The sequence below is a fragment of the Burkholderia sp. BCC0044 genome (assembly GCF_902832955.1).
GTDB lineage: Bacteria > Pseudomonadota > Gammaproteobacteria > Burkholderiales > Burkholderiaceae > Burkholderia.
In genome coordinates this window covers 134,864-146,297 of sequence record NZ_CADFDO010000008.1, presented here as the reverse complement: position 1 = coordinate 146,297, position 11,434 = coordinate 134,864, and the positions used below count along the sequence as shown (strand labels likewise).

The 11,434-nt window shown below is 69.6% G+C and carries 11 protein-coding genes; 3 read left to right on the top strand and 8 right to left on the bottom strand.

Translation table 11 applies throughout. From position 1 onward, the window contains the following. Positions 1–2: 2 nt before the first annotated feature. Positions 3–1,277, bottom strand: coding sequence for an efflux RND transporter periplasmic adaptor subunit (locus HWX14_RS33750; protein WP_175886452.1), 1,275 nt, complete (start codon positions 1,275–1,277; stop codon positions 3–5). A gap of 400 nt (positions 1,278–1,677) precedes the next feature. Between HWX14_RS33750 and HWX14_RS33745 the strand changes: the two genes are divergently transcribed. Next, complete coding sequence (locus HWX14_RS33745) at positions 1,678–2,319, top strand: TetR family transcriptional regulator (protein WP_175886451.1); 642 nt, start codon at positions 1,678–1,680, stop codon at positions 2,317–2,319. A 37-nt stretch (positions 2,320–2,356) separates the two neighbouring features. Here HWX14_RS33745 and HWX14_RS33740 read toward each other — a convergent pair whose 3' ends face one another. Then, entirely contained in the window at positions 2,357–3,022 is a 666-nt protein-coding gene (locus HWX14_RS33740; RefSeq protein ID WP_175886450.1) for a cysteine hydrolase family protein, read from the bottom strand. Positions 3,023–3,174: 152 nt separating this feature from the next. Here HWX14_RS33740 and HWX14_RS33735 point away from each other — a divergent pair, with 152 nt between their 5' ends. Beyond that, positions 3,175–4,209, top strand: coding sequence for a helix-turn-helix domain-containing protein (locus HWX14_RS33735; RefSeq protein WP_175886449.1), 1,035 nt, complete (start codon positions 3,175–3,177; stop codon positions 4,207–4,209). A 59-nt stretch (positions 4,210–4,268) separates the two neighbouring features. Here the strand turns inward: HWX14_RS33735 and HWX14_RS33730 are convergent, their stop codons facing one another. The 6 genes from HWX14_RS33730 to HWX14_RS33705 all read right to left on the bottom strand — a co-directional run bounded on the left by HWX14_RS33730 (position 4,269) and on the right by HWX14_RS33705 (position 9,656). Then, on the bottom strand, positions 4,269–4,976 hold the full coding sequence (locus HWX14_RS33730) for an SRPBCC domain-containing protein (protein WP_175886448.1): 708 nt from the start codon (positions 4,974–4,976) through the stop codon (positions 4,269–4,271). A 28-nt stretch (positions 4,977–5,004) separates the two neighbouring features. Further along, positions 5,005–5,364 (bottom strand): DUF427 domain-containing protein, encoded by a 360-nt coding sequence (locus HWX14_RS33725; RefSeq protein ID WP_089468338.1) that lies wholly within the window; start codon positions 5,362–5,364, stop codon positions 5,005–5,007. Between the two features lie 128 nt (positions 5,365–5,492). Then, positions 5,493–5,930, bottom strand: coding sequence for a carboxypeptidase-like regulatory domain-containing protein (locus tag HWX14_RS33720; protein ID WP_175886447.1), 438 nt, complete (start codon positions 5,928–5,930; stop codon positions 5,493–5,495). A gap of 105 nt (positions 5,931–6,035) precedes the next feature. After that, on the bottom strand, positions 6,036–7,517 hold the full coding sequence (locus tag HWX14_RS33715) for a DegQ family serine endoprotease (protein WP_175886446.1): 1,482 nt from the start codon (positions 7,515–7,517) through the stop codon (positions 6,036–6,038). Positions 7,518–7,643: 126 nt separating this feature from the next. Then, positions 7,644–8,990: an ATP-binding protein gene (locus HWX14_RS33710; RefSeq protein ID WP_175886445.1), complete on the bottom strand. Its 1,347-nt coding sequence runs from the start codon at positions 8,988–8,990 to the stop codon at positions 7,644–7,646. A 3-nt stretch (positions 8,991–8,993) separates the two neighbouring features. Then, positions 8,994–9,656, bottom strand: coding sequence for a response regulator (locus HWX14_RS33705; RefSeq protein WP_175886444.1), 663 nt, complete (start codon positions 9,654–9,656; stop codon positions 8,994–8,996). Between the two features lie 186 nt (positions 9,657–9,842). Here HWX14_RS33705 and dacB point away from each other — a divergent pair, with 186 nt between their 5' ends. Beyond that, the gene (gene dacB / locus HWX14_RS33700) at positions 9,843–11,375 is read left to right on the top strand and encodes a D-alanyl-D-alanine carboxypeptidase/D-alanyl-D-alanine-endopeptidase (RefSeq protein WP_175886443.1); all 1,533 of its coding nucleotides are present in this window, start codon (positions 9,843–9,845) and stop codon (positions 11,373–11,375) included. The last annotated feature ends 59 nt before the right edge of the window (positions 11,376–11,434 follow it).

Below are 11,434 nucleotides of genomic sequence, written 5' to 3'. Positions count from 1 at the left end.
TGTTATTGCGCGCTCGAGGCAGCGGCAGCACTCGCCGGCGCGGCGCCCGATGCGGCGGCACCGGAAGCGGCAGCGGCGCCGGATCCGGCGGCAGCCGGCGCGGCGGGGGCAGCAGCACCCGAAGCGGCATCGGCCGCCGGGGCGAGCTGCGCGGGGACCGTCTTCACGGTCGCGCCCGGGCGCACCTTGTCGACGCCTTGCACGATCACGTGATCGCCCGCTTGCAGACCGCCTTCGACGATCCAGTTCTGGCCTTGCATGCCGGTGGTCTTCAGCGGACGCGGCTCGACCTTGTTGCTGGCGTTCACCACCATCGCGATCGCCTGGCCCTTCTGGTCGTGCGTGACGCCGATCTGCGGCACCAGGAACGCGTTTTCGTTCACGCCTTCCTCGATCCGTGCGCGCACGAACATCCCCGGCAGCAGCACGCGGCCCGGGTTCGGGAACACCGCGCGGATCGTCACCGAGCCGGTGGTCTGGTCGACCGTCACGTCGGAGAACTGCAGCTTGCCGGCTTCCGAGTAGGTCTTGCCGTCTTCGAGGATCAGCGATACCTTCGCCGCGCCCGGGCCGCTCGTCTTCAGGCGGCCGCTCTGCACGTCCTGACGCAGCTTCAGCCCTTCGAGGCTCGACTGCGTGAGGTCGACGTACACCGGATCGAGCTGCTGCACCGTCGACATCAGCGTCGCCTGGCTCGCCTGCACGTAGGCGCCCGGCGTCACCTGCGAGATGCCGACGCGGCCGCTGATCGGCGACACGACGTCCGTATAGCCGAGGTTGATCTGCGCGGTGTCGACCGCCGCCTTGCCGGCCGCGACATCCGCCGCGGCCTGGCCTTGCGTGGCGACCGCGTTGTCGTAGTCCTGCTTGCTCACTGCATTCGCGGCGACCAGCACCTTGTAGCGCGCGACCAGCGCGTTCTGCGTGACGAGGTTCGCCTGCGCCTTCGCGAGCGTCGCCTTCGCGCTGTTCAGCGCGGCGACGTACGGCGCCGGATCGATCTTGTAGAGGCGCTGACCGGCCTTCACGTCGGTGCCTTCGGTGAATTCACGGCGCAGCACGATGCCGTCGACCCGCGCACGCACTTGCGCGACGAGGAAAGCACTGGTGCGGCCCGGCAGGTCGGTGAAGACCGGTACGGCTTGCGGTTGGACGGTGACGACGCCGACTTCCGGCGTTTGCGGCGGCGGTGCCGATTCTTTTTTCCCGCACGCGGCCAGGAAAACGGCGGCCGTCGCGACAGTGATTAAGCGGTATGGAACCCGTTCGACGCGCATGGAGCGACCTCTGTGTATAACCAATGGAATGAGTGCCGCGCCCGACCCGAGCGCAACACGGATGCGCCTCGCGGCGCTGATCGAACACCTGAATTACTGGACTGCCGGATACAGCACGTCGGCACGAGACCTCCGTGCCGACGGGGATGCCGCGAACTGCGGACTGGTACTAGGGCGGGAATCAGCAGAGTGGGATATTAACTGATTGCCACTTGGGTCATTCGATCGTAGGGTGGTATTGTATATACATTCACGAATGTATGTAAAAAGCCCGTTTGTATTCCGCCCGCGGTCCAGTCTTACAGATTGTTACCCGCAGCAAGCATAGCCTGTCTGCATGACGGCGACGAGGGGTTGCGAACCCCATATTCACCCAAGATCGATCCAATCAGGCCTGCACATGGTCAGACGTACCAAGGAGGAGGCGCTCGAGACGCGCAATCGCATTCTCGACGCCGCCGAACACGTGTTCTTCGAGAAAGGCGTGTCGCACACGTCGCTCGCGGACATCGCCCAGCACGCCGGCGTGACGCGCGGCGCGATCTACTGGCATTTCGCGAACAAGAGCGAACTGTTCGATGCGATGTTCGACCGCGTGTTCCTGCCGATCGACGAGCTGAAGCGGATGCCGCTCGACGCGCCGGGCGGCAATCCGCTCGAGAAGGTGCGCCAGATCCTGATCTGGTGCCTGCTCGGCGTGCAGCGCGATCCGCAGTTGCGGCGCGTGTTCAGCATCCTGTTCATGAAGTGCGAATACGTCGCGGACATGGAGCCGCTGTTGCAGCGCAATCGCGCGGGGATGAGCGAGGCGCTGCACATGATCGACGCCGATCTCACGGTGGCCGTGGGGCTCAAGCTGCTGCCCGAGCGGCTCGACACGTGGCGCGCGACGCTGATGCTGCATACGCTCGTCAGCGGCTTCGTGCGCGACATGCTGATGCTGCCCGACGAGATCGACGCCGAGCAGCATGCGGAAAAGCTCGTCGACGGCTGCTTCGACATGCTGCGCTACAGCCCGGCGATGCTGAAGGACAACGACTGACGGCGCGGCAAGCGGCGCGCCCCGTCGCCGTGCGCGGTCAGGCCGCGTTCGCGCGCTGCGCGCGGGCCCGCCGGTTCGATGCGGCCACCGAATCGCGCGCCGGCATCGGCGCGCCGGCCAGTCCCGCGATCCATGCGTCGGTCGACATCACCGCCGCGAAATTCGACTGGAACACCACCCCATACGCGCGGTGAATCTCCTCGGCGCTCACCGCACCCGCTTCGTTCTCGTAAGGCAGCGTGCCCGTCGCGTCGTTCAGGTACTCGACCTTCAGCCCCGCATGCGCCGCGTGATAGACGGTCGACGCATTGCAGTTGTGCGTCATGTAGCCGGCCACCGCGAGCGTGTCGATCCCGTGCGCGTCGAGCCACGCGGCGAGATCGGTGCCGGCGAACGAACTCGCCTGCGCCTTCTCGATCCGATGCGCGTACGGGCGGCTCGCGACCACCGCGTGCAGCGCGACGCCGTCGCTGCCGGGCGCGAAAATCGGCGCGCCGGCCGGCGCGACGTGCTGAACCACGATCACCGGCACGCCGGCCGCATGCGCGGCGTCGATCGCGCGGCCGATGTTCGCGAGCGACACGTCGAGCGGCGGATACTCGATCGGCAGGTTGCCCGTCACGTATTCGTTCTGCACGTCGATCACGATCAAGGCACGGCGGGCAGCGGGACGGGAAGCGGAAGGCGGAACGGCGGTCGACATGGCGGGCTCCTGGTCGGGAGGCGCTGCCCCGCCCCGGAGCGGGGCGGCCAGCAGTGCGATGCGATGCATTGTCGGGCCGCGTGACTGGCGCCGATAGTGGCCCGATAGCCATTCTTCGATAAAATCGGGCCATCGCCGTTCCGGAGTCCGCCATGCTCGCCGCCGCCGCGTCCACGCCGTCCACGCCGTCCACGCCGTCCGCCCCGTCCGTTCCGACCGTCGTCGCCGTGATCGCGTACGACGGCATCAGTCCGTTCCACCTGTCGGTGCCGTCGGTCGTGTTCGCGAAGGAACGCGACGCGGCCGCGTCGCCGGCGTTCGAGTTCCGCGTCTGCTCGGTCGAGCGCGGCCCGCTCGCGACGACGGGCGGCTTCACGATCACCGCGCCGTACGGGCTCGACGCGCTCGACGATGCGGACATCGTCATCGTGCCGTCCTGGCGCGACCCGGACGAAGCGCCGCCCGACGCGCTGCTCGACGCCGTCCGTGCGGTCGCCGCGCGCGGCGCGGAGCTCGTCGGCCTGTGCCTCGGCGCCTACGTGCTCGCCGCGGCCGGCCTGCTCGACGGCCGCCCGGCCACCACCCACTGGGCGTGGGCCGACGATTTCGCCGAGCGCTTTCCGCGCGTGAAACTCGATCCGGACGTGCTGTACGTGGGCGACGGCAACCTGATGACGTCCGCCGGCACGGCCGCGGGCCTCGACTGCTGCCTGCACGTCGTGCGGCGGCGCTTCGGCTCGGACGCCGCGAACCGGATCGCGCGCCGCCTCGTGATCCCGCCGCACCGCCAGGGCGGACAGGCCCAGTACGTGCCGCAGCCGGTCGCCGCGCACCCGCGCGATGCGCGGCTCGCGGGCCTGCTCGACTGGGTACGCGCCCATCTCGACGCCGCGCACAGCGTCGATTCGCTCGCCGAACGCGTGCTGATGAGCCGGCGCACGTTCACGCGCCACTTCCGCCAGGCGACGGGCACGACCGTCACCGCGTGGCTGCAGGCCGAGCGGCTCGCACGCGCGCAGCATCTGCTCGAAACCACCGGGCAATCGATCGACGCGATCGCGCAGGCGGCCGGCTACGGCTCGAGCGTGTCGCTGCGCCAGCATTTCGCGGGCGTGCTCGGCACGTCGCCGTCTGCGTATCGAAGGGAATTTCGCGGCGCCGGCACCGGTGCCGACGCGGGACAGTGATGGCCGCCGCGCGGGCGCAGCGCAGGCCGTGACGCGGAACCGGGCGGCCGATCGGCCGCTCAGCCGCCGTTGATCCAGCGTGCCGCGTAAAGCAGCAGCGCGACGAACACGATCATCGCCGCCCACGCCCACACGGGCACCGTGCCGGAGTCGCGATGCCGGAGCGCGCTCGCCGCACGCCCGCTCAGCGCGCCGCCGAGATGCGGCGGCAGCGCACGCTTCGTCGCGGCCACCAGCGATGCCGGCCGCAGAAAGACATGCTGGCGTCGCTGCGCGGAGGCGCTCGCGCGATTCGGCGCGAGACCGTGCTTCGCCTGCACGACCGCGCAGAACTCGCGGAAGAACGTGTCGGTCCATTCGCGCAGCGCATTGTCGATCTGCCGCCCCGGCAACTCGGCGAGCGGCCCGCTCGCCGTCGCCCAGACCACGTACTCGATTCGCGTGGCGGTCGCATCGTCGTCCGGCATCAGCAGCAGTTCGACCTGGCCGCGCAGCGCGCCGAGGCCGTCGGCCCGCGCCTTGAAGTTGAGCACGCGGCGCGGCCGCCCTTCCGCGTCGCCCTGCTCGGCGGCCGCATGCGCGCGCACGTCGTAGCGGGCGCGCAGCGGGCCGAGCGGCACCGTGATCGTCAGCGCGAACTCGCCGTGCGCGAGTCTCACGAACGATTCGCAATGGTCGAAGCTCGCCCGCAGCAGCGCGAGATCCTCCAGCGCTTCCCGCACGACAGGCGGCGCGAGCGGTACGCGTAACGTGTCGTTCAGTTCCATGACGCCTCCCCGATGAACGCGCGCCGCATCAGGACGTCTCGACGAGACTGTCGACCCGTGCGACATCGAAGGCGACGTAGTGCGCAAGCACCGCGGCCGCCTCCTTCGGTTCCTCGTAACTCCATGCGGCGTTCTCGATCACGCCGTCTTCCGTCTGCAAGTCGAAATGCACGGCCTGCCCCCTGAACGGGCAGGCCGACGTGACGCCCGATTTCACGAGCCGGCGCATGTTGACGTCGCTGCGCGGCAGGTAATGGATGTCCGGGAGCCCCGCTTCGCGCACGGTCAGCGCGCCATGCGAATCGGCATAGGTGATGCCGCGATGGATCACGCGCACGCGATGACGGTTCGGCACGATTTCGAGTCGGGGGTCGGCTGCATCGGACATCGTTTCTCCTTCGGGCGGCCGCCAGGCCGGGGCAGGAAACGAAAAAGCCACGGCACGCATGCCGTGGCTTTCATTATGGGCGAAACTTCGTCCGATTGCGCGCCCGGGCCCGGGCCGCGCGCGGGCGGCTACTGCGCACTCCACTGGAACGCGGCTTTCGCGCCGCCCTTCGCGCCGACCGTGACGGCGCGCGATTCGTCGCTGCCCTGGTACGACGCGTGCACCGTATAGCGCCCCGGCGGCACCTTCACGAGCATGTACGGCCCGCGCGTATCGGTTTTCAGCACTTCGGCGCCCTTGCCGTCGACGATCCGGACATTGACGTCGGCCAGGAACTCGCCGCCCTTGCCGGTGAAGCGCAGCGCCAGCGGCCACTGCGACTCGTTGCGCTGGAACGCCGTCGATTCGTCCTGCCCGACGCCGCCGGACACGAAGGTGACGTCGCCCTGCTGGCGCGCGGCGGGCAAGCCGTCCGACTGCGCGTACGCGCCGGTCGCACCGGCCGCGAGGCCGGCGGTCAGCGCCGCGGCGACGGCAAATCGGGACACGTTGCGTAGATATTGCATGGCTCTCTCCTTGGGGTCGGAACACATACGGGGCGCAGCGTCACGCGAAGCGCACGGCGGCGGCGCCCGCCGCGGCCGGCCAGACCGGCCGTCGGCCGTGGCCGGTCAGCTCAGGTCGACCGGCACGAAGATCTGTGCATTATCGCGCTGGATCAGCAGAGCAAGACTGTTGCCCGCGCCCTTCACCGCGTCGCGCAACTGCTCGGGGCTCGTGACCGGGCGGCCGTTGACCGCGAGGATCACGTCGCCGGGCTGGATGCCCGCATTGGCGGCCGGGCCACCGGCCTGCTGCACGATCAGCCCGTGCGACAGGTTGTCGGCGTTGCGCTCCTGCGGCGACAGCGGCCGCACCGCGACACCCAGGCGGCCCTGCTCGACCGGCCCGCCGTCGTTCGACGCGAGCTTCGCATCGGCCATCGCGCCGAGCGTCACGCTGATCGACTTCTTCGACTTGTCGCGCCAGATCTGCAGGTCGGCCTTCGAACCCGGCTTCAGGTTCGCGATCTGCGCGGGCAGCGACGTCGAATCGGCGACCGGCGAACCGTTGACCGACAGGATCACGTCGCCCGGCTGCAGGCCGGCCTTCGCGGCGGGCCCGTTCGCGTCGACCGAGCTGACGAGCGCGCCGTCCGGCTTCTGCAGCCCGAACGAACTCGCGAGCGTCTGGTTCAGCCCCTGCACCGCGACGCCGAGACGGCCGCGGCTCACGTGGCCGGTCTTCACGAGCTCGTCCTTCACCTTGATCGCCTCGTTGATCGGAATCGCGAACGACAGGCCCTGGAAGCCGCCCGTCTGCGAGTAGATCATCGAGTTGATGCCGATCACCTCGCCCTGCAGGTTGAACAGCGGGCCGCCCGAGTTGCCAGGGTTCACCGGCACGTCGGTCTGGATGAACGGCGTGTAGTTCTCGTCCGGCAGCGCACGCGACTTCGCGCTGATGATGCCCGACGTGACCGTGTTGTCGAAGCCGTACGGCGAACCGATCGCGACGACCCACTGGCCGACCTTGCTCTGCGCCGGATCGCCGATCTTCACGGTCGGCAGGCCGCTCGCGTCGATCTTCAGCACGGCGACGTCCGACTGCTTGTCGGAGCCGACGACCTTCGCCTTGTATTCGCGCTTGTCGGTCAGCTTGACCGTGACGACGTTCGCGCCGTCGATCACGTGCGCGTTGGTGAGGATGTACCCGTCGGAGCTGACGATGAAGCCCGACCCGAGGCTCGCGCTCGGCTGGTCGTCCGGCTGCGCGTCGCCGCCCATGCCCGGCACCTGGCCGTAGAAGTGCTTGAAGAACTGGTAGAACGGGTCGCTCGGATCGATCGGCAGTTGCGGCTGCGGCGCGCGCCGCGACACCTGCTTCACGACATGCTTCGCGCTGATGTTCACGACCGCCGGGCCGTACGTCTCGACGAGCCCGGAGAAATCGGGAATACCGGTCTTGGCGGCGGCTTCGGCCGGCATCATGGCGGCCTGCGCGGGCGTGATGATCTGCGGATCGGCGCGGCGGGTGCCGGCGAAATAGCCTGCCGACAGGGCGGCCGCCACGGCGACCGCGACAGTGCCGCGCGCAAGGAATCGGGTGTTCATCGTAGGACCTCCTCGTTGTTAGGACGCAGCGTAACGACCCTGACTTAAAGGAGGCTTAATCAGCCTTAAGCGGGGCTTAAGCGGCTGCCGGCGTCCCGCCCGCACCGCCCTCGCCGGGCGCCTCCTTCAGACGGATTCGGAAGGTTGCGGCGCTTGAGCCGGCATCTCGGCATCGCGGAACACGACGCTGACGAGCAGCCCGCCCGCGGCCGCATCGCCGAGCGATACCGTCGCGCCCTGCTGCGCCGCCACGCGCTTGACGATCGCGAGCCCGAGCCCGCTGCCCGACACGTCGGTGCGCGCCCGCGCCGTGCTGTCGCGATAGAAGCGGTCGAACACGCGCTCGCGCTCGTCGGCCGGAATGCCCGGCCCGCTGTCGGCGATCTGCACGCACGCGCGGCCGGCCGCGTCGCGCGTCAGCGACACGTCGATGCGGCCGCCGTCCGGCGTGTACTTCACCGCGTTGTCGAGCAGGTTGCCGAACATCACGCGCAACGCGCCGACGTCCGCGACGACGCTCGCCGCGCGCGTTTCCTCGAAGCCGAGATCGATGCCGTGCCGCTGCGCGAGCGGCGCATGCGCGGCCACGCATTCGGCGAGCAGCGCCTGCAGGTCGACCGGTTCGCGCATCGTCGCGCCGTCCGGCTCGGCACGCGCGAGCGCCAGCAGTTGCTCGGTGAGACGCGTCGCGCGCGACACGCCGTCCTGGAGATCCGCGATCGCCTCGCGGCGCGACGCATCGTCCTTCGCGCGGGCGACGAGCTGCGCCTGGATCTGCACGGCCGCGAGCGGCGTGCGCAATTCGTGCGCGGCGTCGGCGACGAACGCCTTCTGCGTGTCGAGCGCCGACGACAATCGCGCGAGCAGCCCGTTCAGCGCCCGCACGAGCGGCTGCACCTCGAGCGGCAGGCGCGCGTCGGGCAGCGAATCGAGCGCTTCCGGCCGGCGCGCCTCGACCGCGCGCGTCACGCGGCCGAGCGGCGCGAGCCCGCGCCCGACGATCCCCCACACGGCCGCGCCGAGGAACGGCAGCAGCACGATCAGCGGCCACAGCGTGCGCAGCGCGACGTTCGCCGCGAGCCGGTTGCGCACCGACAGCGGCTGCGCGAGCTGCACGACGTTGTCGCCGACGATCGCGCCGTACACGCGCCATTCGCCGCGATCGGTGCGCTCGGTCGAGAAGCCGAGTTCCGCGCGCGGCGCGATCGGCGCACGCGGATGCGAGAAATACATCAGCACGCCGTTGCGATTCCAGATCTGGATCACGATGCCTTCGTCGCCGTTGGTGCGCGAGCCGAACACCTGCGAGAACGGCTCCGACGGCAGCGCCGCGGCGATTTCCTGCAACTGGTAGTCGAACAGCTCGTTCGCCTCGGCGAGCGCCTGGCGGTAGATGAGCCAGCCGGCCATGCCCACGCCCGCGACGACGATCGCGAGCAGCCAGATCAGCAATTGATGACGAATCGACCGCACGCGTCAGCTTTCCTTGACGACCATGTAGCCGAGCCCGCGCACGTTGCGGATCAGGTCCGAACCGAGCTTCTTGCGCAGCGCGTGGATGTAGACCTCGACCGTGTTGCTGCCGATTTCCTCCCCCCAGCCGTACATCTTCTCCTCGAGCTGGCTCTTCGACAGCACCGCGCCCGGCCGCGCGAGCAGCGCCTCGAGCAGCGCGAACTCGCGTGCGGACAGCGCGACGGGCGCGCCGTCGAGTGTCACCTGGTGCGAAGCGGGATCGAGCGTCAGCCCGCCGTGGCGGATCAGCGACTCGCTGCGCCCGGCCTGGCGGCGGATCAGCGCGCGCATGCGCGCGCCGAGCTCGTCGAGATCGAACGGCTTGACGAGGTAGTCGTCGGCGCCCGCGTCGAGCCCCTTCACGCGATCGGCGACGGCGTCGCGCGCGGTGACGATCAGCACCGGCAGCGCCAGCCCGCGCCCGCGCAGCGTGCGCAGCACGTCGATGCCGTCGCGCTTCGGCAGGCCGAGATCGAGCAGCAGCAGGTCGTACGTCTCGCCGCCGAGCGCAGTGAGCGCGGCGTCGCCGTCCTGCACCCAGTCGACCGCAAAGCCGTCCGAGCGCAGCGCCTTGCGCACGCCCTCGGCAATCATTCGATCATCTTCGACAAGCAGAATCCGCATCGGGCCACGCATCCATGGGGCGAATCAAACACGGCGATCATTGTAGCGCCGCGAATCGCGTGCGCGGCACCCTGCAATGCAACAGTAAGGCGGATTGCAAGGGGCCTGCCCCGACTTGTCTCTACAATGTGCGCTTCGGCGCCCGCGCGCGCCCTGCCCGAGCCCCCGCTTTTCCCGTATTCGCCCATGCCGATTTCCGATCTTTCCGCCCGGTTCGCCCCCCGCGCACGCGTCTGCCTGCGGGCGGCCGCCGTCGTCGCCACCTGCACGGCCCTCGCGTTCGCGCCGTCCGCGCAAGCCCGCAAGAAATCCCACAAGGAAGCGCGCAAGACCGCCGTCGTGTCGCCCGCGGCGCGCGCGGCGGGCCTGCCGGCATCGGTGCTCGTCGCGCTGCAGCGCGCGAAGGTGCCGGCGTCGGCGATGAGCGTCGTGGTCGAGCGCGTCGGCGATCCGCAACCGCTGATCGCATGGAATGCGAGCCGGCCGATGCTGCCGGCCTCGACGATGAAGCTCGTGACGACCTTCTCGGGCCTGTCGATCCTCGGCCCCGACTACCGCTGGCGCACGACCGCGTACACGGACGGCACGGTCGATCCCGACGGCACGCTGCAAGGCAACCTGTACATCAAGGGCACCGGCGATCCGAAGCTCGTGCCCGAAGAGCTGATCGACCTCGTCGACAAGCTGCGCAAGGCCGGCGTCAAGCGCGTGGCCGGCGGCCTCGTGCTCGACAAGAGCTATTTCGCGGCATCGACGCGCGACCTGCCGTCGTTCGACGACGATGCGAGCGCGCCGTACAACGTCGGCCCCGATCCGCTGCTGTATGCGTTCAAGGCCGTGTCGTTCACGGTCACGCCGGGCGAGGACGGCAAGGTCGCCGTCGACGTGCTGCCGCCGCTCGCGAACCTGTCGATCGACAACCAGCTCGTCGAGGGCGCGGGTTCGTGCAGCGCGGCCGCCGCGGCCGCACGCCCGACGCTGACGGCCGGCGGCGGGATCATGACCGCATCGTTCGCCGGCGACTACCCGCTGCGCTGCGGCGCGCACACGACCAACCTCGCGATCCTCGATCACACGACGTTCTTTGCGCGCGGCTTCCTCGCGCTGTGGCAGCAGGACGGCGGCACGATCGCGGGGCCCGTGAGCGAAGGCAAGGTGCCGACCACCGCGCGGCCGCTCGCCGTGCATCACAGCCCGGTGCTCGGCAGCATCGTCTACGACATCAACAAGTTCAGCAACAACGTGATGGCGCGCAACCTGTTCCTGACGATCGGCGCGGTCAGCGGCAAGCCGCCCGCGACGCCCGAACAGTCGAGCCGCGCGATCCAGGCATTCCTGCAGAAGAACGGCATCGCGATGCCCGACCTCGTGATCGAGAACGGCTCGGGGCTGTCGCGCGAAGAGCACGTGAGCGCGCTGTCGCTCGCCGCGCTGCTGCAGGCCGCGAACGCGAGCCCCGTCGCGCAGGCGTTCGTCGATTCGCTGCCGATCGCCGGCATCGACGGCACGATGAAGAACCGCCTCACCAACGCGGGCGTGCTCGGCAACGCGCACATCAAGACCGGCACGCTGCGCGACGTGCGCGCGATCGCCGGCTACGTCGCCGGCGCCGACGGCCAGAGCTACATCGTCGTCAGCTTCATCAACGACGATCACGCGGAAGGCGCGCGCGCCGCGCACGACACGCTGCTCGAGTGGATCTACGCGGGCGCGCACTGACGATCCGCGCAGCGCGCATCGGGCCGTCCTGGCAGGGCGGCCCGTGCGGCTTCCTCCAC